At 73.9% G+C, this 24,062-nt stretch carries 12 protein-coding genes; all 12 read left to right on the top strand.

The genetic code is table 11. The annotated features are described in order from the left end of the window. Positions 1-144: 144 nt before the first annotated feature. Positions 145-6,246, top strand: coding sequence for an Ig-like domain-containing protein (locus CLV34_RS04170; RefSeq protein ID WP_100348924.1), 6,102 nt, complete (start codon positions 145-147; stop codon positions 6,244-6,246). Positions 6,247-6,268: 22 nt separating this feature from the next. Further along, positions 6,269-7,252, top strand: coding sequence for an AAA family ATPase (locus CLV34_RS04165; protein WP_211289337.1), 984 nt, complete (start codon positions 6,269-6,271; stop codon positions 7,250-7,252). A gap of 1 nt (position 7,253) precedes the next feature. Next, entirely contained in the window at positions 7,254-8,537 is a 1,284-nt protein-coding gene (locus CLV34_RS04160; protein WP_100348922.1) for a DUF58 domain-containing protein, read from the top strand. Next, complete coding sequence (locus tag CLV34_RS04155) at positions 8,534-10,933, top strand: transglutaminase-like domain-containing protein (protein ID WP_100348921.1); 2,400 nt, start codon at positions 8,534-8,536, stop codon at positions 10,931-10,933. Before CLV34_RS04160 ends, CLV34_RS04155 begins: the two co-directional genes overlap by 4 nt. Then, complete coding sequence (locus tag CLV34_RS17165) at positions 10,930-12,540, top strand: RDD family protein (protein ID WP_100348920.1); 1,611 nt, start codon at positions 10,930-10,932, stop codon at positions 12,538-12,540. Before CLV34_RS04155 ends, CLV34_RS17165 begins: the two co-directional genes overlap by 4 nt. Then, on the top strand, positions 12,534-13,391 hold the full coding sequence (locus CLV34_RS04145; RefSeq protein ID WP_245858961.1) for a PP2C family protein-serine/threonine phosphatase: 858 nt from the start codon (positions 12,534-12,536) through the stop codon (positions 13,389-13,391). Before CLV34_RS17165 ends, CLV34_RS04145 begins: the two co-directional genes overlap by 7 nt. Beyond that, positions 13,388-15,172, top strand: a complete 1,785-nt coding sequence (locus CLV34_RS04140; protein ID WP_100348919.1) for an FHA domain-containing protein — start codon at positions 13,388-13,390, stop codon at positions 15,170-15,172. Before CLV34_RS04145 ends, CLV34_RS04140 begins: the two co-directional genes overlap by 4 nt. Next, positions 15,169-16,929, top strand: coding sequence for a serine/threonine-protein kinase (locus tag CLV34_RS04135; protein ID WP_100348918.1), 1,761 nt, complete (start codon positions 15,169-15,171; stop codon positions 16,927-16,929). The genes CLV34_RS04140 and CLV34_RS04135 overlap by 4 nt, the downstream gene beginning before the upstream one ends. A 7-nt stretch (positions 16,930-16,936) precedes the next feature. Further along, on the top strand, positions 16,937-17,683 hold the full coding sequence (locus tag CLV34_RS04130) for a hypothetical protein (RefSeq protein WP_100348917.1): 747 nt from the start codon (positions 16,937-16,939) through the stop codon (positions 17,681-17,683). Next, the gene (locus CLV34_RS04125) at positions 17,680-22,188 is read left to right on the top strand and encodes a type VII secretion EssC family protein (RefSeq protein ID WP_100348916.1); all 4,509 of its coding nucleotides are present in this window, start codon (positions 17,680-17,682) and stop codon (positions 22,186-22,188) included. Before CLV34_RS04130 ends, CLV34_RS04125 begins: the two co-directional genes overlap by 4 nt. 115 nt (positions 22,189-22,303) lie before the next feature. Then, complete coding sequence (locus CLV34_RS04120) at positions 22,304-22,603, top strand: hypothetical protein (RefSeq protein WP_157803685.1); 300 nt, start codon at positions 22,304-22,306, stop codon at positions 22,601-22,603. Between the two features lie 8 nt (positions 22,604-22,611). After that, positions 22,612-24,042, top strand: a complete 1,431-nt coding sequence (locus CLV34_RS04115) for a hypothetical protein (RefSeq protein ID WP_100348914.1) — start codon at positions 22,612-22,614, stop codon at positions 24,040-24,042. The last annotated feature ends 20 nt before the right edge of the window (positions 24,043-24,062 follow it).

Genomic DNA, 24,062 nt, shown 5'->3' with positions numbered 1-24,062 from the left:
CACCTGCGCAGACGCCGTGACGCCGTCCCGACCAGCGAGCGGGATTACGCCCAGACCGTTCGCGCAGGCTAAGGTTCCCGCGCGGCGTGCTGTCCCGAGTGCCGTCGCAACCAGGGTGGCGGACGAGATCGGGCGGTATCAGCAGTGGGCATCCTTCAGCGCCTCGGCGCGCGTCGCAAGACGGTCACGTCCGTAGGCACCGTCTCCGTGGTCTCGACGGCGATGATCGCGCTGGCGCTGACCTACGACGGTCAGCCGACCGCGGACGTGCATCTCAACGACTCCGGCGTGTGGGTGACCAAGGGCTCGAGCGCCATGTTCGGCCGCTTCAACGAGTCCGCCCAGGCCATCGACGCCACCCTGGTGGGCGGCAGCACCGCCGTCGACGTCCTGCAGCAGGGCACGTCCGTCCTGGCCTTCGACCCGAGCCTCGGCAGCCTCAGCCGCGTCGACGTCGCGAACGCGAAGCTCCAGGGGACGGCCAAGCTCCCCGCCGACGCGCAGGTCGGCATGGGCGGCGCGGCGACCGCCATCCTCGACGCGGCGGGTCAGCACCTGTGGGTCGTCCCGACCGACGGCGTCGCGGCGTTCGACAAGGAGGTCACGCCGGCGACCGCCGAGGTCGGCAAGCGTTCGGTGCTGACCGTCGGTCTCGACGGCACGGTCCGCGTGGTCGACCCGGCCGGCACGGTCACGACCGTCCGCACCACCGGCAAGGGCGGCGTCGACGGCGTCTCGACCGCGCACCTCGACGGCACGGCGGCGAGCGACGTGGTGTCCGCCACCACGGTCGGCGGCGACCTCGTCGTGCTCGACACGACGACCGGGAAGGTCCGGCTCCCCGACGGCACGTGGGTCGCCGTCGACGGAGCGCAGCCCGTGCTCCAGCAGGCCGGCCCGGGGTCGTCCAGCGTGGCGCTGGCCACGACGACCGCGCTCGTGTCCCAGCCGCTCGACGGCTCGGCCTCGGTCGTCAAGGACGGCTCGGGCCGTCCGTCCGCGCCCGTCCAGGTGGGCGGCTGCACGTACGGGGCGTGGGCCGGCACGGGGCAGGTGGTGCGCGACTGCGCCGGCACCGACCGCGACCTCGTCAAGACCCTCGACGGGGTCGACCCGTCCGCCGCGCTCTCCTACCGGTTCAACCGGGACGTCGTGGTCCTCAACGAGCTGTCCGCCGGCACGGTCTGGATGGCGGCCGACCAGTTCCAGAAGGTCGACGACTGGGAGCTCAAGCTTCCGGAGAACGCCAAGGGCGAGAAGACCGAGGCCGAGAACGACAAGCCGGAGCAGGTCGACAAGCCGATCAGCGCCCAGCGCAAGAAGAACCACGACCCGATCGCGAAGAACGACACCTTCGGCGTGCGGCCGGGCCGCTCGACCGTCCTGCCGGTGCTGGGCAACGACGTCGACCCGGACGGCGACGTCATGGTCGCGGCGCTGGACGGCGACCAGCCGTCCAACGCGCACGTCGACCAGGCCATGGGCGGCGACGCGCTCCTCGCGACCGCGGACCCCGACGCCTCGGGGACGTCGACGTTCCAGTACAAGGTGACGGACGGGCGCGGGGGGAACGACACCGCGTCGGTGCGCCTCGAGGTCGTGCCGCTCGACAAGGAGCGCAACCCCGAGCAGACCGGCGAGCCGGTGCTCCAGCTCGAGAAGGGCACGACGGGACGCATCAAGGTGCTGCCGTACTTCCGCGACCCCGACGGCGACGACCTCTACCTCGCGGACGCGCAGCCGAAGGTCAAGGGCGACGAGGTGCGCTTCGAGCCCGACGGCACGGTCGAGTACCGCGACACGGGCGCGACGACAGGCCGCAAGGCCGTGACCCTGGTCGTCGCGGACGGTCTGGGCGGCACGGTCGAGGGCACGCTCTGGGTCGACGTCAAGGCGCCCGGCAACCTGCCGCCCGTCGCCGTGGGCGACCACGCGCAGACGCGGGTCGGGGAGCCCGTCACGGTCGAGCCGCTCAAGAACGACTCGGACCCCAACGGCGACGAGCTCCGGCTCGCGAGCGTCGCGAACGTCCCGGGCGCGAAGATCACGACGTCGTCCGACGGCACGTTCCAGTTCGTCGCCCAGGCCGCGGACTCGTACGTGTTCACCTACCAGGTGACGGACGGCCCCTCGACCGCGACCGGCGTCGCCCGCGTCGACGTCGTCGACCCGGCGAAGAACGACGGCGCGCCCGTGACCGTGCCGGACACGGCGCTGCTCCCGTCGGGCGGCCAGACGCTCGTCGGCGTGCTCGACAACGACACCGACCCGTCGGGCGGCGTGCTCGTCGTGCAGTCCGTCAGGGTGCCGGACGACGCGGGGATCACGGTCGCGGTGCTCGCACACTCGGTGCTCCGCATCACGGAGGTCAAGCACTTCGACCAGCCGATCACGATCCACTACACGGCCTCGAACGGGACGCAGAGCTCGACCGGTCAGGTGCGCGTGATCAGCGTGCCGCCGCCCAACCGGCTGCACCCGCCGAACGCGGTCGCCGACGAGGCCACCGTGCACGTGGGCGACGTGGTGACGATCCCGGTGCTCGCGAACGACACGCACCCGGACGGGTTCGCGCTGACGCTCGACCCCAAGCTCAGCCAGGAGCCCGACCCGAAGCTCGGCAAGGCGTTCGTGTCCGACACCGTGGTGCGCTTCCAGGCGGGCACGACGCCCGGTACCGCGTACGCGATCTACAAGGTCCGCGACAAGAACGACCAGGTGGACTCCGCGCAGATCACCGTCCACATCCTCGGCGGCGACCAGAACTCCCCGCCGAAGCCTCCGACGCTGGACGCCCGCACGCTCTCCGGCGGCTCCGTGACCATCACCGTGCCGCTCGACGGCACCGACCCGGACGGCGACTCCGTGCGCCTGACCGGCATCGGTACGCCGCCGTCGAAGGGGCAGGCCAAGGTCACGAACGGCACCATCGTCTACACGGCGGGCAAGCGCTCGACCGGGACGGACGCCTTCACCTACACCGTGGCCGACGCCCGCGGCCAGACGGCCAGCGGGTCGGTCCGCGTGGGCGTCGCGTCCCCGCCGGCGCAGAACCAGCCGCCGGTCGCGGTCGACGACACCGTGCAGGCGCGGCCCGACCGTGACCTGTCGGTCGCCGTCATGAAGAACGACTCGGACCCGGACGGTGACGTCATCGCGCTGGTGCGCCAGGCCGTCGAGGGTCACGGTGTGACGGCGAAGGTCGCCCAGGACCGCATCGCGTTCCGCACGCCCTCGAAGCCGGGGACCTACTCGATCGTGTACACGATCCAGGACACCGCCGGCGCGCGGGCGTCCGCGGTGCTCGTCGTGCAGGTCGCCAAGGACGCGCCTCTCAAGCCTCCGGTGGCGCGCGACGACGTACTCTCGGGCGACGACATCATCGGCAGGACGTCTGTCTCCGTCGACGTCCGCGCGAACGACGAGGACCCCGACGGCGCTGCGACGGCGCTGACCGTCTCGACGAAGGACACGCGGGCGACCGTCGTCGCCGGCAAGGTCGTCGTGCCGCTCACCGAGGACCCGCAGACGATCCTCTACACCGTCACCGACCCGGACGGGCTCACGGCCAGCGCCTTCGTGCGCGTCCCCGGCCTGCAGGCCGAGGCCCCGACGCTGCGCACCGACGTGTCCCCGCCGACCGTGCGCAGCAACGAGCCGCTCACGATCGACATCCGCAAGTACGTGCGGGTCGCCGACGGCAAGACACCCGTGCTCACCGAGGAGTCGAAGGTCTCAGCGGTCAACGGGTCGCGCGTCGTCAAGGACAAGCACACCATCGTCTTCACCTCGGACGAGGACTTCGCGGGCGACGCGTCCGTGGCCTTCGAGGTCACCGACGGCACGGGGGCCGACGACCCGAAGGGCCACAAGGCCACGCTGTCGCTGCGCATCGACGTGACGGCGCCCAAGAACGAGCCGCCGGTCTGGAAGCAGTCGCCCACGGTGCAGGTGCCGTCGGGCGGTGAGGTCGGCGCGAAGCCCGTCCGGGTCGATCTCGCCCAGTCCGCCTCCGACGCGGAGGACGACCCCCTGACGTTCACCGCCGGCCAGGGGAGCCAGGGCCTCAAGGTCTCGCTCGACGGCTCGGTCGTGACCGTCTCGGCACCCCCCGAGCTCGCCAAGGGGGCGACGATCGTCGTCCCGGTGACCGTCAAGGACGAGAAGAACGCTGCGGTGGGGTCCAACCTCACCGTCAAGATCGTGGCGTCGGACCGTGAGAAGCCTCGCGCGGTCGAGGACGACGTCGCGAAGGCGCACCAGGGCGAGGAGCTCCGCATCCCGGTGCTCGACAACGACTTCAACCCCTTCGCGGACGAGGGCAAGCCGCTCACCGTCACCGCCGTCACGCTCGCCACCGGCGGCGCCGCCCAGCCGACGGTCCAGGGTGACGACGTGGTCGTCACGCCGGACGCGGACTTCGTCGGCACCCTGCGCCTGCGGTACACCGTCCAGGACGCCACCAAGGACCCCGACCGTGACGCCGAGGGCCAGATCGAGGTGACCGTCCAGGGTCGCCCGGACGCCCCGGCGACCCCTGAGACCGTCGAGGTCCGCAGCCACACGGTCGTGCTGTCGTGGTCGCCCCCGAACGACAACGGCGACCCGATCGAGTACTACACGGTGCAGTCCGCGGACGGCAGCGTGAGCCAGAGGTGCGAGACCACGACGTGCACCATCGAGGGCCTGACGAACAACCAGAAGTACACGTTCACGGTCACCGCGACGAACGAGGTCAACACGTCCGACCCGTCGCCCGAGTCGGAGGAGGCGCGACCGGACGAGAAGCCCGACGCGCCCGACGCGCCGACCCTCGAGTTCGGTGACGGAGAGCTCACCGTGACGTGGGACAACAAGACGTACGACGACCGCTCACCGATCGAGAACGTGAACCTGCAGATCTCCCCGGCACCGGACGGCCAGGGGGACGAGCAGACCGGCGTGACCGGGACCAAGTTCGTCTGGAAGGGCCTGGCCAACGGCACCGGGTACACCGTGCGCGTGCAGGCCGTGAACCAGGCGCCGGAACCCTCCGACTGGGGCGCGGTCTCGGCCGCGGAGACGCCCGCCGGCAAGCCGGCGGCGCCCGCGAAGCCGACCGTCACGCGGACCTCGCTGGGCCAGCAGGCACAGATGAAGGTCGAGTGGGTGCCCCCGAGCGACAACGGCGGCACGATCTCGGGGTACGACATCCGGGTCCTGCGCGGGGGCTCGGAGCAGAAGGTCGTGACGGCCGAGGCCGCTGCGACCTCGCAGGTCATCGACGTCGACGCCAACACCACCGACTACACGTTCGAGGTCCGGGCGAAGAACAAGGCGACCGAGAAGTTCGGCGACGCAGCGTGGAGCCCTGCGTCGAACGCGGTGCGCGCGTTCGCCAAGCCGGGCAGCCCCGGCACGGTGACGGCGACGGCCACGGGTGCCAACACCACGGTCAGGCTGGCCTGGGGCACCGCGAGCGCGACCGGCCTCAAGGACTCCGAGATCATGTACCAGTACTCGGCGTGCGGTGGCGGGTGGACGAGCACCAGCAACGGTGCCAAGGCGGCGACCGTGACGTGCGGGTCGAACGGGACGCGATACACCTACCAGGTCCGCGCGGTCCCGAACTTCGAGGGCTCGCTCGACACGACCAACGCGGGCCCCTCGTCGTCAGACACGGCGACGCCCTACGGACCACCGCGTACGCCCGGCGTCTCCGCGTCCGGGAACGCCAAGTCCGTGACGCTCAGCTGGACGGACCCGGGGTCGAACGGCCACCCGTACCAGCTGCAGATCAGCGTCGACGGAGGGGGCTGGCAGAACAAGTCCGGCGGTGGGTCCACCACGGTCGGAAACGGATACTCGGAGAAGCACTCGATCAAGGCACGGACGATCGAGACCGGCGACAGCAGCCGGACCGCCGAGTCGGACCCCGCCAGCGCCACGTCGGGCAAGGAGCCCGAGATCCACGTCACGGTCTCGAGCGGCCCGCAGAAGGACGTGACCGGGTGCGTCGGCTCGGCCTGCCATCAGTTCAACGTCACGGCGAGCGACAACTTCCCCAGCGGTTCGCACGACATCGAGTGCTTCTGGACGTACGGCGGCGCGGACCACTCGGTCACCGGGCACAGCTACAACGTCACCCTCAACGCTGGCGCGACGATCACGATGTCGTGCGTCGCCGGTCACCACAGCGGCGCGATCGCCTGGGTGACGGTCGACGGGACCTCGTACAAGAAGGACGCGATCACATGGCCCAACTAGACAGCTCGGAGAAGTGCGAACGATGACCACGCTCCCCCGGATGACCCCCGACCAGTCCGCCTGGTTCGCGCAGACGTTCGACCGCCTCGCCGGCAACGTCGGCCAGGCCGTGCTCGGCAAGCAGACCGTGGTGCGCCTTGCGCTCACCTGCATGCTCGCGGAGGGCCACCTCCTCCTCGAGGACGCGCCCGGCACCGGCAAGACGATGCTGGCGCGTGCCATCGCGGCGAGCGTCCAGGGCAGCCACAACCGCATCCAGTTCACGCCGGACCTCCTGCCGTCCGACGTGACGGGCGTGACGATCTACGACCAGAAGACCGGCTCGTTCGACTTCCACCCCGGACCGGTGTTCGCGTCGATCCTCCTCGCGGACGAGATCAACCGTGCCTCGCCGAAGACGCAGTCGTCGCTGCTCGAGGTCATGGAGGAGGGTCGGGTCACGGTCGACGGCGTGCCGCACTCGGTGGGCCGCCCGTTCATGGTGATCGCGACCCAGAACCCCATCGAGCAAGCCGGCACCTACCGTCTGCCCGAGGCGCAGCTCGACCGGTTCCTCGTGAAGACGAGCCTCGGCTACCCGGACCGCGCCGCGACCGTCGAGATCCTGTCCGGGTCGGCGACCCGTGACCGGTCGGCCGCGCTGAAGCCCATCGCGACCACGCAGGCGGTCGCCGAGATGGCCGACCTCGCCGCGACCGTCCACGTCGACAACGCGGTGCTCGACTACGTCGCGCACCTGTGCGAGCAGACCCGTGCCGTGCCCGAGGTCCGGCTCGGCGTGAGCGTCCGCGGTGCGCTCGCGATGACGCGCTGCGCCAAGGTCTGGGCGGCCGGTCAGGGCCGCAACTACGTGCTGCCCGACGACGTCAAGCAGCTCGCCCTGCCCGTGTGGGCGCACCGGCTCGTCCTCGACCCCGAGGCCGAGTTCACGGGCACCACCGCCGAGGGCGTGCTCGCGCGCGTCATGGCGGACGTCCCGGCGCCGCAGGAGAGGGCCGGCGCCTGACATGACCAGCAGCCCGACCCGCAGCGTCCGTCGGACGCGGCGCACCGTCGTCGCCCGCGCGGGGGCGCTGGTGGCGCCTGTCGTCGACGCCTTGCGCCCGGTGTCCGCGCGGGTCGCGCCCGTGCTGCGCCCCGTGCGCGACACGGTCAGCGCGCTCGGGTGGGCCGTGCTCGTGCTCACAGGGCTCGCCTGGTGGGCCGGGCTGCACTACCGCTGGGCCGAGATCGTGGCGGCGGCGGTCGTCGGGACCGTCGCCCTCGCCGTCGCCGGCGTGCTCGTCGCCGGACGCCTGCGCTACGACGTGCGGCTCGACATGGCCGGCACGCGCGTCGTCGTGGGGGAGCGGGCCGTGGGGCGCGTCGTCGTCACCAACCCGACGACGCGCCCCATGCTGCCCGCCGTCATGGAGCTGCCCGTCGGCCAGGGCCTCGCCACGTTCCCCGTGCCGCGCCTGCGCGGCGGGGCCGAGCACGAGGACGTGTTCGCCGTCCCGACCCGCAAGCGCGCCGTCATCCCCGTCGGCCCCGTGCGGTCCGTCCGCCAGGACCCCCTCGGGCTGCTGCGCCGCCAGGTCGCGTGGACCGGCGTCGAGGACCTCTACGTGCACCCCCGCACGACCGGCCTCATGGGGTCGTCGTCGGGCTTCCTGCGCGACCTGGAGGGCCAGGCCACGCAGGACATCTCCAACTCCGACGTGTCGTTCCACGCCCTGCGCGACTACGTCGCGGGCGACGACCGCCGGCACATCCACTGGAAGTCCACCGCCCGCACGGGACAGCTCATGGTCCGCCAGTTCGAGGAGACCCGGCGCTCGCACCTCGCCGTCATCCTGTCGACCCGGGCCGAGGACTACGCGCACGACGAGGAGTTCGAGCTCGCCGTCTCCGTCTGCGGCTCCCTCGGCCTCCAGGCCATCCGCGAGGACCGTGGCCTCACCGTGCTGTCCAACCACGGCACGCTGCGCGGCGACAGCCGCATCCGGCTCCTCGACGACCTCTCCGGCGTCGGCACCACGTCCCTCGCGGCCGGCCTCGCCGAGCTGGCCCGCGCGTCCGTGCGCGAGCTCGACGACGCGTCTGTCGTCGTCCTCATCGTCGGCAGCAACGTGTCCCCGGCCACCCTCCGGGCGGCCTCCGCGCGGATGCCCGTCGACGTGCGCGTCGTCGCGGCGCGCTGCGTGCCCGGCGAGCCCGTCTCGCGACGCACCATCTCCGACCTGCTCGTCGTCACCATCGGCGGCCTCGACGACCTGCCCCGGGCCATGCGGGCGGTGACCGGCGGATGACCACCACGTTCGCGCCCGCTCCCCGGTCGGCAGCCGCGTCCTCGACGGCCCGCGCCGACGCTGCCCGCGCCAGCGGTCTCCGGCCCCGGGCGCTCACCCGTGACGGGCTCGTCGACCTCGCCGTCCTCGTCGTGCTGCTCGGCGTCGTCGCCGTCGGCTTCCGCCCCGTGTGGGGCTCCTGGGGCTTCGTCCTCGCCGCGGGCGGCGGTGCCGTCCTCGGGCTCGGCATCGCCTGGGTCGCCGCCGCGCGGCGCTGGTCCACGCTGACCGTCGCCGGCGCGGTCGTGCTCGCCTACCTGCTCGGTGGGGGGCCGCTCGCGCTCAGCCGCACCACCGTCGCCGGCGTCGTCCCCACCGCCGAGACCGCGCGCGGCCTGCTGCGCGGTGCCGTGCTGTCGTGGAAGTCGTTCGTGACGACCGCGCCTCCGCTCGCGTCGTTCCCCGACCTCGCGCTCGTCCCGTTCCTCGTCCTGCTGCTCGTCGCGGTCGTCGCCGGGACCGTCGCGTGGCGCGCCAAGCACGCCGCCTGGGCGCTCGTCCCCGTGCTCGTCGGGCTCGTCGCGACCGTCCTCCTCGGGACCGTCGAGACCGCGTACCCGCTCGTCCAGGGCGTCGTCCTCGCGACCGTCGGGCTGCTGTGGTCCGCGTGGCGCGTCACGCAGGCGCGCACCGGCGACAGCGAACTCCAGTCGGACGCGTCCGCGGACGCGCGCCGCCGCCTCGCCCGGCACCGTGCGGTCGGCGGGCTCGCCGTGCTCGCCGGCGCCGCCGCCGTGGCCGTCGCGGTCGCGCCCGTCGTCCTGCCGGACAGCGGCCGCACCGTCCTGCGCGAGAGCGTCGAGCCACCGCCCGACCTCCACCAGTACCCGACGCCGCTCGTCTCGTTCCGCCACTACGCCAAGGACCTCAAGGACGACAAGGTCCTCACCGTCTCCGGGCTGACGTCCGGCGAGCGGGTGCGCATCGCGACCCTCGACTCCTACGACGGCATCGTCTACGCGGCGTCGAGCGACGAGGACGGCTCGGGGGTGTTCGTCCGCGCGGGCCAGCACGTCGCGTCCGACGCGCAGGGCACCGCGAGCACGCTCACGGTCAAGGTCGACGACGGCTACCAGGGCCCCTGGGTGCCCGACGCCGGGAGCGTCACCGGCATCCGCTACCTCGGTGGCGACGCCGCGACGCTCGCCAAGGGCACGTTCTACAACGCGACCACCGGCACCGTCCTCAACACGGCACGGCTCTCGCCCGGCGACAGCTACACCGTGGACGTCGTCACCACCGCGCCCACCACCCTGGCGGACCTCAAGGGCGTCCCCGTCGAGCAGGTCGCCGTGCCCGACCCGAGCGGTGTGCCCGCGGCGGTCGCCGCGAAGGCCGACCAGTTCATCGGCGGTGCGACCGACCCGCGCCAGCAGCTCCTGCGTCTGCACGACGCCCTCGTCAAGAGCGGCCTGTACTCCAGCGGGCTCAGCACCCAGATGCCGTCCCGTCCCGGCCACTCCGCCGAGCGCATCGACACCCTCCTCGCGTCCGACACCATGGTCGGCGACGACGAGCAGTTCGCCGTCGCGTACGCCCTCATGGCGCGGTCGCTCGGCATCCCGGCCCGCGTCGTCATGGGGGTCTACCCCGACGCGGGCGCCTGGAAGGAGGGCACCCCGTTCGTCGCGACCGGCGCGAACGTCCACGCGTGGGTCGAGGTGCCGTTCGAGGGCAAGGGCTGGGTGCCGATCGACGTCGTGCCCGACGAGGACAACAAGGTGCAGCCGCAGCCGCGCAGCGCCCAGGTGCCCAAGCCGCCCGTCCTGCAGGACCCTGACCCGCCTGCCGAGCCGAACCAGGCCGACACCGGCGCCACCAAGGACGAGAAGAAGAAGCAGGACAAGAACACCGCCGACGGGTTCGACTGGGGCCACGCGGCCGCCGTCACCGCCGCCGTCGTCATCCCGCTGGGCCTGCTCGCCCTGCCGTTCCTCGTGCTGCTGGCGCTCAAGTCGCGGCGTCGCGCACGACGTCGCAACACCGGGCACCCCGCCCACCGCATCAGCGGCGGATGGCGCGAGGTGCTCGACACCGCGGTCGACCTCGGCCACGACGTGCCGTCCGGCGCCACCCGGCGCGAGACCGCCGAGCTCCTCACCGAGGCGTACCCGAAGGTCGCGACGACCGCCCTCGCCGAGCACGCCGACCGCACGGTCTTCGGCGGCACCGACCCGGAGCACGACGAGGTCACCGCCTACTGGACGGGCGTCGACGCTGCCGTGCGCGAGATGCGGTCGTCCGTGCCGTGGCGCCGTAGGCTCGCCTCCCGGTTCTCGGTGCGGTCGCTGCGGCGGTCGCGGCGGGCAGCAACGACGCGGCGCCGACCGCGCACCCCTGAAGGAGATCAGCGATGACCGTCCCTGCAGCGTGTCCCCGGTGCGGGAACGGTGTCCCGGCGGGTGCGCCGGCGTGCGCGGTGTGCGGCCTCCCGGTGGCCGGGATGCCGGCTGCTCTCGGTGCCGCCCCGTCGGGCCACACCACCGAACCCGTCCGGCTGCCCGGCCAGAACCCGGCGCAGCAGGGTGCGCCGGCGTTCCCGTGGGCCGCGGAGGCGCCCGAGGCGACGGTCCTCGGCACGAGCCGTCCCACCGCACCCGGCGTCCCCGGGTTCACCCCGGCTCGACGTCCGATCGTCGACCCCGCGACAGAGTCCGCCGGCATCGGCCGGCGCATCGGTGCCGCCGCGATCGACGCGTTCGTCGTGTCGCTGCCGTACCTCGTGGCCGTCGCGGTGACCGGTGGGGCGTCGTTCCGGATCGCCGTCAACCAGCAGCCCCTCGTCGAGGGCGGCCGCGTCGCCGACGGCCCGAGCCTCGCGCCCGTCCTGCTCGGGTACGGCCTCGCGGTCCTGCTCGCGCTCGGGCTGTTCGCCTGGGAGGGCGCGACCGGCCGGACCGTCGGCAAGTCGCTCCTGGGCCTGCGGACCGTCGACGCCACGACCGGGGTCACCCTCGGCGTCGGACGCGGCCTGCTCCGCGGGTTGATCGTGCTCGCCGGGGTGCTCGCGTGCGCGATCGGTGTCGTCCTCGTCGTGCTCAGCCCGGTGTTCGACTCCTCGCCGCGCCGCCAGGGGTGGCAGGACAAGGTGGGCCGCGCACGCGTGGTCCCGCTCCGGGGGGCGCCCGCCGTGCACCCCGCGCCGGGCTCCGCACCGCTCGGATCCGCGATGCCCGGATACGCCGGGCCCGGATCCGCGACGCCCGGATACGCCGGGCCTGGTTCCGTCATGCCCGGCCAGGGCGCCGGGCTGCCCGCCCCCGTCGCGGACCGCGGCCTCGGGCAGCAGGCGGCCTTCCCGGCCGTCGGCGTGCCGACCGCGCCTCCCGCGCCCCTGCCCGGGACCGGCTTCTTCCCCGCCCCGGCCGCACCCCCGCGCGCCCCCGCTCCCGGCGGTGAGGGCGGGCTCGTCACCGGCGTCCCCGGGGTCGCGCGACCTGCGGCGCCACCGGCCCCGCAGGCTCCCGTCCCCTCGCACCCGGTCGTGCCGCAGCAGCCCGCGGTGCCCCAGCAGCCCGCTGCCGTCGCCGCCCCGGTCGCGGGCCCGCACGGCACCGCGCCGCGCTACGAGCTCGACCTCGGCGACGGCCACCGGGTCCCCGTGACCGGACCGATGCTGCTCGGCCGCGACCCGGTCGTCGCGCCCGGGACGCCCACCGGCCCCGCGGGACCGCGGCTCGTCCCGGTGCCCGACCCGCAGCGCTCCACCTCGAAGACGCACGCCGAGCTCGGCGTCGACCAGCACGGTGTCTTCCTCGTGGACCGCGGGTCGACGAACGGCTCGTTCGTGACCCCTCCCGGCGGCACCGAGTCGCGTGCCGACGCGGGCGTCCCCGTCCGCGTCCCCACCGGGTCGACCGTCCGGCTCGGGGAGCGGCGCATGCTCCTGCTCGACGGCGGCGGCATCGCCGAGGAGACCGTCATGTCGGCGCGGCGCCCCCCTCAGGGTGGGGGTACGTGGTGAACGCGGCCACGGGTCGCGGGGTGCACCTGCGCTGGGGTGCGGCGACGCACCGGGGCGCGCGTCGTGTCCTCAACGAGGACTCGTACCTGGCGTCCGCGTCGGCGTTCTTCGTGGCGGACGGCATGGGTGGCCACGAGGCCGGCGAGGTCGCGTCGGCGATGGCGATCGACGCCATGCGGCCGCTGTCGTGGATGGAGGTCGTCCCCGCGGACGACCTGCGCGACCGTGTCGCCGTCGCGCACGCGGACGTCGCCGGGATCCAGGCGCCCGAGGGCCGGGGCGCGGGGACCACCTTGACCGGTGTCGTCGTGTCCGAGCAGGACGGGCGGCCCTACTGGCTCGTCGCGAACGTCGGCGACTCGCGCACCTACCACCTGGCGGACGGCGCCCTCGAGCAGGTCAGCGTCGACCACTCCGAGGTGCAGGAGCTCGTGGACGCCGGCGCGCTCACGCCGCAGGAGGCTGCGCACCACCCCCGCCGGCACGTCGTGACGCGTGCGCTGGGCGCGACGGCACGCCCCGACGCCGACTACTGGTACCTCCCGCTCCAGGCGGGGGGACGGCTCCTCGTGTGCTCGGACGGTCTGACGACCGAGCTCGACGACGACCGCATCGCGGAGGTCCTGCTCGGCAGGCCCGACCCCCAGGACGCGGCGGACGCCCTCGTGGCGGACGCCCTCGCCGCCGGGGGGCGCGACAACATCACCGTCCTGGTCATCGACGCGGTCGGTGTGGACGGGAGCGACGACGCGGACGACGCGGCGACCGCCCCCCGGGCGAGCACGCCGTCCGTGTCGTGGGAGGACACGCTGCCGCGCGAGGCCCGCGCGACGACTGGAGGAGTGGCATGACGGACGTGGTGACGCGGGAGCTGTCCCGCTATGCGACCGGTTCGGGCTGGGCTGTCGTGCGCGGCAGCCTGCTCGTGGTGCTGCCGAGCGCGACCGCCGATCAGGCGACCGCGACGTGGGCGGCCACGGACGACGCGCACGGCGTGATGGAGGTGCTCCAGGCGGTCGGCGAGGCGTTCGGCACCAGCCTGGCCGCGCTGCCGCCGTTCGCCGTCGTCGTGCGCACGGGCCGCCGGGCGCACGTGCTGGTCCGGGGCGACGTCGAGGTCACCCTCGCGACCGAGGACGGCACCGTCGTGCTGCACGGGCGTGACGTCACCACCTGGGTGGAGCGTTCGGCGGAGCCGGTGGACGGCGTCCAGGTGCGTGTCGGAGGGGGCGCCGCGGGCGGGCGGTCGGACGTGTCGGCCGGGCTGCCGGGGCTGCCCCTGCTCGGGGGTGTCGTGCGGGCGTCCGTCGTGGAGCACGGCGACCTGACGTCCCGGGCGTCCGCTGCGGACCCGTCGTCGGCGCCCGCGTCGTCGCCGGTCGTGCTGGCGAAGGACGTGCCGGTGCACGAGGAGCCCACGTCCGGCGCCGGCACCGAGCCCGTGGACGCCGGGCCCGCGCACGCCGGCACCGCGCACGCCGCGGGGACGTCCGACGGTTCGGCCGACGACCAGCTCACCGGCCGGCCCGACGACCGTTCTGTCGACCGGCCCGACGACTCCGCCGACGACTCCGCCGAGGGCTCGGTCGACGACGTCGTCGACGCGTCTCCCGGTGAGCTCCCCCTCGGCGAGACCATCGCGCCCGAGCACACGATCGCGCCGGACGGCGACACGCCGGACGCTGCCGTCGCCCCGGCGGGTCCCGACGACGACGCCGCCGCGTCCGCCGGCCAGTCCGACGACTACGCCGCGCTGTGGGGCAGCACGATCCTGCGTTCGGTCGAGGACGCGGCCGTGCGTGCCGAGGACGAGGACGAGGACGAGCACGGTGGTGCCGGTGACGCGGGCGCCGACGACGGCCGGGCACCGGCGAGCCCCACGGCGCCCGACGCCGGGCTGATCTCGGTGCCGCAGGACTGGACGGTCCCGCCGGTCGTCCCCGCGCCGCCTGCCCCGTCGCCCGAGCAGCCTGCGCCGGTGGCGACAGGGACGCCCTGGCCCGCGCAGCCCGTGGCTGCGGCGGCGGCGCCGGACGGGCTCGACCACGACGGCCAGACGGTGCTGTCGTCGAGCCTGGGCGAGCTGCACGACGTCGCGGCAGCCGCTGCCGCGCAGGGCGGGGCCGGGCTGCCCGTCCCGGCCGAGCCGGCCGTCACGGCCGGTCCGATGATCGTGGCGCGCCTGTGCGCGGCGGGGCACGCGAACCCGCCGTCGCGCGGCCGGTGCGCCTGGTGCGGCGCCGCGGTCGGCGGCGAGGCCCGTCCGGTGCCGCGTCCGCCGCTGGGCCGGGTGCGCGTGTCGACGGGTCAGGTGCTCGAGCTGGACGCGCCGCTCGTCGTGGGGCGCAGGCCACGTTCCCCGCGCGGCCCGGGGGCTGCGGGCACGGCGGACCTGCACCGCATCGTGACGGTCCCGTCGCCCGAGCAGGACGTGTCGCGCTCGCACGTCGAGGTGCGGATCGAGGGCTGGCACGTGCTGGTCGTCGACCTCAGCACCACGAACGGCACGATGCTGCGCCGGGTTGGCCAGGAGCCGCTGCGCATCCACCCGAACGAGCCGGTGCTCGTCGTCTCGGGCGACCTCGTGGACCTCGGCGACGGCGCGACCCTGGTGTTCGAGGACCTCCCGTGAGCAAGCGCGCGCCGTCCCCGCCGCCGCAGATCCCCGGTTTCGAGCACCTGCAGCTCGTCGGGTCGGGCGGTTTCGCGGACGTCTTCCTGTACCAGCAGCAGCGTCCCCGTCGCCGTGTCGCGGTCAAGGTGCTGCTCCACGAGTGGTCGAGCCCGGGGCAGCGTGCCGCGTTCGAGGGCGAGGCGGACGTCATGGCCCGCCTGTCGACGCACCCGTCGATCGTCACGATCTACGAGGCGGACGTCGCGCCCGACGGTCGCCCGTACCTCGCGATGGAGTACTGCTCGCGCCCGAGCCTGGGGACGCGCTACCGCACCGAGCGTCTCGGGGTCGCGGAGTCGTTGCGCGTGGTCGTGCAGATCGCGGGCGCGGTCGAGACGGCGCACCGCGCCGGGATCCTGCACCGTGACATCAAGCCGGCAAACATCCTCGGCACGGACTACGGGCACCCGGTCCTGACGGACTTCGGCATCTCGTCCACGGTGGACGACGTGACGCGGGCCGAGGGCCTGTCGATCCCGTGGTCGCCGCCCGAGTCCTTCGAGGAGCCGCCGCGGGCGAGCGCCGCGACGGACGTGTGGGCGCTGGGGGCGACGTTGTACTCGTTCCTCGCGGGCCGGTCGCCGTTCGAGGTGCCGGGTGGTTCGAACAGCAGCGCCGAGCTGGTGCAGCGCATCTGTGCGCAGCCGCTCGCGCCGACGGGCCGGTCGGACGCCCCGCCGTCGCTCGAGATGGCGCTGGCGACCGCGATGGCGAAGAACCCCCAGGCGCGGTACCCGAGCGTCCTCGAGCTCGCGCGGGCCTTGCAGCACGTGCAGATCGAGCTGGGTCTCGCGGTGACCCCGATCGACCTGCTCGACGACTCGGGCGTGGTGCAGGACGACGTCGTGTCGTCGGGTGACGACGACCAGGGCACCCGCCTGCGTGGCGTGGTGTCGATCGACCCGTCGGGTGCGGGCGGTGCGCGTGCCCCCCGTCCGGCGCAGGGTGGCGCGCCCGGTACGCCGGGCGGACGCAGCGACGTGGCGGACCCGTGGCAGGCCGCGCGTCGTCCGGGCCGTGACGTCCCGCCGACGTTCGACGCGCCGGTACCGGTCGCGCCGCCGGCCGTCCACGACGACACGGCGCGCGTCGCGGTGGTCGAGCCGGCGCCGCAGTTCGCGTCGTCGACGCCGGTGGCGCTCGTGTCGGCACCGCAGGGTCTGCAGGTCCCGCAGGAGGACACCGTCCTGCGGCCGGACACGGGCACGTCGGCGCCGGGGACGTGGGACCCGGGCACCCCGGGTCCGGCGGGTGGGCCGGGACGCGGTCGCGTGGTGGCCCTGGTGGGCGGCGGCGTCGCGGTGCTCGCGGCCGTCGTGGTCGCGGCCGCGCTGCTCCTCGGCGGGGGCCGCGGCGGGACCCCCGACCCGGTCGTGACGGACGCGGACGGCGGTCAGGTCGACGGCGGTGGCGACGCCCACGACAACCTGGGAGACCTGGTGCCGTCCGTCCGGCACCTCGAGGGCTCGGCGTACCCGGCGCTGGGCGACGCGGTGTTCACGTGGGACCAGCCCGCTGACAGCCAGATCGGCGACACCTACGCGTACCAGGTCGTCGACCCGACGTCCGACGACTCGCCGTGGGTGACCGTCGCGGGGACGAACGTCGACCTGCCGATCACTCAGGACCCGATGTGCCTGAAGGTGGTGGTGGTCCGCGACGGCAAGTTCTCGGCCAACCCGACGCACGCGTGCGCGACGGCACAGGGGGACTAGGGCCCTCATGAGCGCGTTGCGTCTGGAGTTCTGCGGGGAGTGGTTCGACGTCGACCCGGACGTCCCGTTCGAGGTGGGCCGCGAGGGTGACCTCGCGATCGACGACAACCCGTACCTGCACCGGCGCTTCCTGCGGGTGACGCACGAGTTCGGGATCTGGTGGCTGTCGAACGTGGGCGGCCTGCTCTCGGCGACGGTCTGCGACGCGGACGGTGGCGTGCAGTCGTGGCTCGCGCCGGGGACGCGGCTGCCGCTCGTGTTCGGGCGCACGACGATCGTGTTCACGGCCGGTCCGACGACGTACGAGCTGTCGGCCCGGCTGGAGGACGCCCCGTACACGCAGGCGGTGCACCCCGACCCGGACGACGCGGGCGACGGCACGGTGACGATCGGCGTGGTGCCGTTCACCGTGAGTCAGCGGCAGCTCATCGTGGCGCTCGCGGAGCCGATGCTGCGGCGCGATGGCACGGGCCTGTCGGAGCTGCCGTCGTCGGCGGACGCGGCGGCCCGGCTGGGGTGGGCGATGACCCGCTTCAACCGCAAGCTCGACAACGTGTGCGACAAGCTGGACCGGATCGGTGTGAAGGGGCTGCGGGGCGGCCCGGCGTCGCACGCGAAGAACCGGCGGGCCCGCCTGGTCGAGTACGCGGTGGCGAGCCGGTTGGTGACCTCCGCGGACCTCCCGCTGCTCGACGTGACGGACGATCCCGAGACCGGCCCGGATGCCGACCACGAGACAGGAGTGACGCAGTGAGGCTCAAGCTGACGCTGGTGCGCAGCAGCGGGACCAGCGACGACGTGGTGGTCACCGCGGACGCGGCGACCACGGTCGCGGACGTCGCGCGCACGATCGTGCGGGTGGACCCGCGCGGGGGCGTCGCGGAGCGCAGCACGGGCGGCCTCACGTTGCAGGCGCAGCTGCCGGGTCAGGAGCGCCCGGTGGTGCTGCCGCCGGACGTCCCGCTGGGCGAGGCGTGGATCGGGTCGGGGGCGGCGGTCGCGGTCCTGGACGCCGGCGTGCACCGGTCGGGTCCGGCGCTGGGCGACGCGCCGGTCCGGGTGCAGGTCCGGGTGGTCGCGGGTCCGGACGCGGGCCTGACGGTGAACCTGCCGGACGGCAGCTACGTGATCGGCCGGGCGGCGGGCGCGGACGTCCTGCTGTCGGACGCCCTGGTGTCGAAGCGGCACGCGCGGCTCGAGGTGAACCAGGGCATCGAGCTGGTGGACCTGGGGTCGGCGAACGGCGTGCAGGTCGACGGCGGGCTGATCACGCGCCTGCGGGTCGAGGCGGCGCAGACCGTCCAGATCGGGGACACCGTGCTGGTGGTCGAGCCGCACGGCGGGACGGTCCTGACGGGCGTCCAGGCGAGCGCCGGCCCGGTGCCGTTCAACCGGTCCCCGCGGGTCGAGCCGCGCTACGAGGGGGTGGAGCTCGCGTCGCCGGACGCCCCGGCGGAGGAGGAGAAGGCGCCGTTCCCGCTGCTCGGGATGCTGGCGCCGCTGCTCATGGGCGGCGCGATGTACGCGATCACGGGGCGGCCTTCCTCGCTGATCTTCGTCGTGATGACGCCGATGATGCTGATCGGCAACTTCGCGACGCAGAAGAAGCAGAGGAAGCGCCGCCGCGAGCGGCAGGTGGAGCGCTTCGAGGAGCGGCTCGAGGGCCTGGAGGCGACGCTCGGCTCGCGCGCGCAGGAGGAGCACGTCGGGCGCCTGCTGGAGGCGCCGGCGACGACGCAGGCGCTGGGCGAGGCGGTGCGCCGCGGCCCGCTGCTGTGGACGCGTCGTCCGGAGCACTGGTCGTTCCTCAACGTGCGCCTCGGCGTGGGCGCGATGCCGTCGCGCACGACGGTGAAGACGCGCGAGGGCGGCGACATGCTGCCCGAGTACACGGAGCGGCTGGACGCGCTGGTGGACCGGTACCGCCGGGTGCCGGGCGTCCCGGTGATCGAGAACCTGCACGACGTGGGCGCGCTGGGCCTGGCGGGGTCGCCGTCGTACACGGTCGCGACGCTGCAGGCGCTGCTGGTGCAGCTCACGGCGCTGCACTCGCCGGCGGAGCTGGCGGTCGCGGCGATCGTGAGCCCGGGGTGGACGCAGCCGCTGGGTTGGCTGTCGTGGATGCCGCACACGTCGTCGCCGCAGAGCCCGCTCGAGGGGTCGCACCTGGCGGACTCGCCGTCGAGCGCGGCGACCCTCCTCGCGGAGATCGAGGAGGTCGTCTCGACGCGGCTGGCGGCGAAGGGTGCGCAGTCGGGCACGTGGCGCGGCGCGGTGGGCGCGGACGACGCGGCGCTGGACCGGGGTGCGAGCGTCGGGACGGACAAGGCGAAGGGGTCGCAGGCGCCCCTGCCGGCGCTCGTCGTGATCGTCGCGGACGACGCGGGCGTGGACCGGGCGCGTCTGACGCAGCTCGCGGAGCGCGGTGCGGACGCGGGCGTCTACCCGATCTGGGTGGCACCGACGGTGGAGCGGCTGCCGGGGGCGTGCCGCACGTTCCTCGCGTACGACGAGGCGGGCCGCGCGGCGGTCGGCCTGGTGCGCCTGGGGGAGCGGATCGACGGCGTCGACGTGTCGCAGGACGTCGTGGACACGCAGGCCGCGTACGACTACGCGCGGCGCATGGCGCCGGTGTTCGACGCGGGCGCGATCGTCGAGGACTCCTCCGACCTGCCGCGCTCGGTGTCGCTCGTGACGCTGGTGGGGCACGACATGGCGGAGGGCGCGGACGCCGTCCTGGACCGGTGGCGCCAGAACCAGTCGGTGCACGACCGCACCCCGGGCGCGACGCCGAAGCGGCGCAAGGCGGGGACGCTGCGCGCGATCGTCGGGTCGGCGGGCGTGGACGCCATGCAGCTCGACCTGCGGTCGCAGGGCCCGCACGCGCTCGTGGGCGGGACGACGGGCTCGGGCAAGTCGGAGTTCCTCCAGGCGTGGGTGCTCGGCATGGCGGCGGAGTACAGCCCGGACCGGGTGACCTTCCTGTTCGTGGACTACAAGGGCGGGTCGGCGTTCGCGGACTGCGTGAGCCTGCCGCACTGCGTGGGCCTCGTGACGGACCTGTCGCCGCACCTGGTGCGCCGCGCGCTGACGTCGCTGCGCGCGGAGCTGCACTTCCGGGAGCACCTGCTCAACCGCAAGAAGGCGAAGGACCTGCTCGAGCTGGAGAAGCGCGGCGACCCGGAGTGCCCGCCGGCCCTCGTCCTCGTGATCGACGAGTTCGCGGCGCTGGTGGGCGAGGTCCCGGAGTTCGTCGACGGGGTCGTGGACATCGCGCAGCGTGGCCGGTCGCTCGGCATCCACCTCATCATGGCGACGCAGCGTCCGGCGGGCGTCATCAAGGACAACCTGCGCGCGAACACGAACCTGCGTGTCGCGCTGCGCATGGCGGACGAGACCGACGCGGTCGACGTGGTGGACGTGCCCGACCCGGCGCGCTTCGACCCGGGGCTGCCGGGCCGCGGGCTCGCGAAGACCGGTCCGGGGCGTCTCCAGGTGTTCCAGTCGGCGTACGCGGGCGGCTGGACGACGCGCGAGCCGGAGCGGCTCGACGTCGAGGTCGCCGAGCTGCGGTTCGGTGGCGAGGTCCGGTGGGAGGAGCCGGCCGGCACGGTCGACGAGGTGGCCGCCGAGGACGACCTCGGTCCCACGGACCAGCAGCGCCTGGTGTCGTCGATCGGCGCGGCGTCGGAGCACGCGCGGATCCCGGCGCCGCGGCGCCCGTGGCAGGACGAGCTCGCGACCGCGTACGACCTCACGAAGCTGCGCCAGCGCACCGACTCGGAGCTCCTGCTCGGGGTGGCGGACCTGCCGGAGCGGCAGGTGCAGAGCCCGGTGTACTTCCTGCCGGACGTCGAGGGTCACCTGGCGGTCTACGGCACGTCGGGTGCAGGCAAGTCGACGACGCTGCGCACGCTCGCGGGCGCGGCCGGCATCACGCCGCGTGGCGGGCCCGTGCACGTGTACGCGCTGGACTTCGCGGCGGGCGCGCTGCGCATGCTGGACGACCTGCCGCACGTGGGTGCCGTGATCAACGGCGACGACGTGGAGCGCGTGGTCGCGCTGATGCGCATGCTGCGCACCGAGCTCGAGGGCCGGGCGGACGCGTTCGCGGAGGCGAACGCGTCGAGCATCACGGAGTTCCGGCGGATCACGGGCCGGACGGACCTGCCGCGCCTGCTGCTGCTGCTCGACAACCTCGCGGAGTTCCGCGACCAGTTCGAGGCGGGCGCGGGCCGGGCGGAGTGGTTCGACGTGTTCCGCGACATCCTGGCGAACGGCCGCCAGCTCGGCATCCACGTCGTGTTCACGGCCGACCGTTCGGGCGCGGTGCCGACGTACGTGCGCTCGCTCGTGCAGCGCAACGTGCTGCACCGGCTCACCGACGACGGGTACGTCGCGTTCGGTGCGCCGCGCGACATCATCACGCCGACGTCGCCCAGCGGGCGCGCCGTCGTGGACAACGTCGAGGTGCAGGTCGCGGTGCTGGGCGGCACGTCGTCGGTCGCCGAGCAGGCGGCGGCGACGAAGCGGCTCGCGGACGCGATGCGGCGCGCGGGGATCCGTCCGGCGCCCGAGGTCGCGGTGCTGCCGGCCGAGTACCCGGCGAGCCGCCTGCCCGACGCGGTCGGCGGTCAGCCGGTCGTCGGCCTGGACGCGGTCACGCTCGAGCCCGTGGGCTTCGCCCCGGAGGGCGTGCTGCTGGTCGCGGGGCCGCCCGCGTCCGGCCGGACGAACGCCGTGGCGGCGCTGGTCGGCGCGGTCCGACGGGCCGACCCGTCGACCCGTGCGTACCTGTTCGCGCCCGGGCGCTCGCCGCTCGCGGGCGCCGTGGCGTGGGCCGCCGTCGCGACGACGGTCGACGCGGCGGCCACGCTCGCGCAGGACCTCGCCGCGGCGATCACGGACGAGGACACCGAGGGTCGCGTGCTGGTCGTCGTGGAGTCGATCAACGAGTACCTGCAGTCCCCGGCGGACCGGCACCTGGTCGAGCTCATCAAGGCGGCGCGCTCGTCGGGCCACCTGCTCGTCGCGGACGCGGAGACGTCGGCGTGGAACGCGTCGTGGCCGCTGTTCGCCGAGGTCAAGGCCGCACGCCGGGGTCTGCTGCTCCAGCCCGACAACCTGGACGGCGACAACATCCTGCGCACCTCGCTCCCGCGGGCGTCGAAGGGTGAGTACCCGGTCGGCCGGGGGGCGTGGGTCGCCCGCGGCAAGGTGGCGCGCGTCCAGGTCCCGCTGGTGCTGGGCGAGCGCTGACGCCGGGTCCCCCCGGGGGAGCACATGGGGAGTGCTCCCCACCGCCCGCGGGTGCCGGCACACGCTACGGTGCTGCCGGACCGAGCACGACGACGACCACGAGGAGGCTTTCGAGGTGGCGTACGACCTGTCGATCGACATGCACGCGCTGCGCGAGCTGGCCAAAGACCTGAAGACGATCGGGGACGAGTTCCAGGGCACCGACGAGCGTGCCGACGAGGCCGCGAGCGCGACCGGCGACGCGGGTCTGCACGACACGGTGCACGACTTCTCGGCGGCGTGGCGCATCAAGCGTGACGAGATGACCGAGAACGTCGACAAGCTCCAGGGCATCCTCCAGCAGATCGTGGACACGTTCACCGAGGTCGACGCCGACCTCGCGAAGGCGCTCGAAAAGGGCGCGGAGAGGGCGTAGGCCGGATCATGGGCGACTCCCAGTGGCAGCGGCTCGACGGCGACGCGGACCTCGTGCGCAGCAAGGGCACGAGGTACCAGGAGATCGCCGACGCGATCACCCGCGCGACGGGGACCCTTGACGCCATCGTCGACGACGCGAGCACCAGGGCGAAGTCCATGGACGCGACGAAGACCCTCTCGGCGGGGGTGCGCGACGACATCCGCAAGGCGGCCGACCGCTACCGGTACACCGGCGACGCCCTGACCACGTACGCCGACGCGCTCGGCCGGGCCGTCGACGACTCCGACACCGCCGCCACGCACATCGCGGCGCTCGAGGCCGAGCTGGCCGCGGCCCGGACGGCGACGCGGAACGCGCAGTCCGTCGTCGACGACCTCCCGCAGGACGCGTCGAGCGACGACGTGCTGAGCGCGCACGGCGCACTGAGCTCGGCGACCTGGCACACGAGCGGGCTGGAGACGCTCCTGACGCAGTGGCAGGGTCGGTGGAACGACGCCAAGCGGGACAAGGACGTCGCCGCGGTGGTTGCGAGGAGCAAGATCGACGAGGTCGTCACCGGGGACAAGGTGAACGGTCTCAAGGACTCGTTCTGGGACCACGTCGGGACGGTCTGGGACTCGGTCTACAAGGTGTTCAAGGTGGTCTGCGACGTCGCCGGGATCCTCTCGATCTTCCTGTCGTGGGTGCCCGTGCTCGGTCAGGTCCTCGTGGTGCTGGCAGCGGTCGGCGCGATCATGGCGGTGGTCGACACGGCGATCAAGATGGGGCGGGGCAAGGCGGGTCTGGGCGACCTCCTGCTCGCGGTCGGCGGCGCGGCACTGACCTTGTTCGGCGGGAAGGCCGTGACGGCTCTGGCCAGGTACGCCAAGGCGCGCATGGTGGTGCAGACCGCCGAGACGTTGTCGACGGGTTCGGCGGTCTCACGGTTCGGCGCCGGTGCGATCACGCAGGCCCGCGACGAGCTGGGCACGACCGGCGGCAAGCGTGCGTTCGATCTCCTCGCCTCGCCGTTCGTCCGTGGCTCGGAGGACGCCGCACGCCTGCAGGCGTTCAGGGCGGACCGGACGCTGGCCGGGTTCGGACGGCAGGCGGTGGGCGCGGCGAAGGACGCGTTCCCGAACCCCTTCACGGACTTCCGGCTCCGGGCGCTGACGGGGAACCAGGACGTCATCGACATGGTCCGGGTGGCGCGGAGCGCGGGCACCGTGATCGACGGACCGACGCGGGTCGTCGCTCTCGTGGCGGGCGGTGCGTCGGGCCTGCGTCAGATCACCGACTTCGCGAAGGCCGGTGGCAGCTTCGCGCGGGCCACGACCGGCTTCGACGGGTGGCAGCTCACGTCGGACGGCACGAGCCTGAGCACGTCCGGGCTCGACGCGCCGTGGAGCGAGATCCCGAAGGACGTCGTCGACATCAAGCAGACGGTGTTCGGGTGAGCGGGGCCCCGCGGGGAGGC

Origin of the sequence: Luteimicrobium subarcticum, from assembly GCF_002798015.1 — a bacterium.
Classification (GTDB): Bacteria; Actinomycetota; Actinomycetes; order Actinomycetales; family Cellulomonadaceae; genus Luteimicrobium; species Luteimicrobium subarcticum.
The sequence above is the reverse complement of the archived record's forward strand: the minus strand, read 5'-3'. Positions and strand labels throughout refer to the sequence as shown.

Bases quoted from the DNA above. Each gene is read 5' to 3' on its own strand.
- CLV34_RS04130 (WP_100348917.1), top strand. From the start codon at position 16,937: ATGAGCGCGTTGCGTCTGGAGTTCTGCGGGGAGTGGTTCGACGTCGAC.
- CLV34_RS04140 (WP_100348919.1), top strand. From the start codon at position 13,388: ATGACGGACGTGGTGACGCGGGAGCTGTCCCGCTATGCGACCGGTTCG.
- CLV34_RS04115 (WP_100348914.1), top strand. From the start codon at position 22,612: ATGGGCGACTCCCAGTGGCAGCGGCTCGACGGCGACGCGGACCTCGTG.
- CLV34_RS04165 (WP_211289337.1), top strand. From the start codon at position 6,269: ATGACCACGCTCCCCCGGATGACCCCCGACCAGTCCGCCTGGTTCGCG.
- CLV34_RS04155 (WP_100348921.1), top strand. From the start codon at position 8,534: ATGACCACCACGTTCGCGCCCGCTCCCCGGTCGGCAGCCGCGTCCTCG.
- CLV34_RS04160 (WP_100348922.1), top strand. From the start codon at position 7,254: ATGACCAGCAGCCCGACCCGCAGCGTCCGTCGGACGCGGCGCACCGTC.
- CLV34_RS17165 (WP_100348920.1), top strand. From the start codon at position 10,930: ATGACCGTCCCTGCAGCGTGTCCCCGGTGCGGGAACGGTGTCCCGGCG.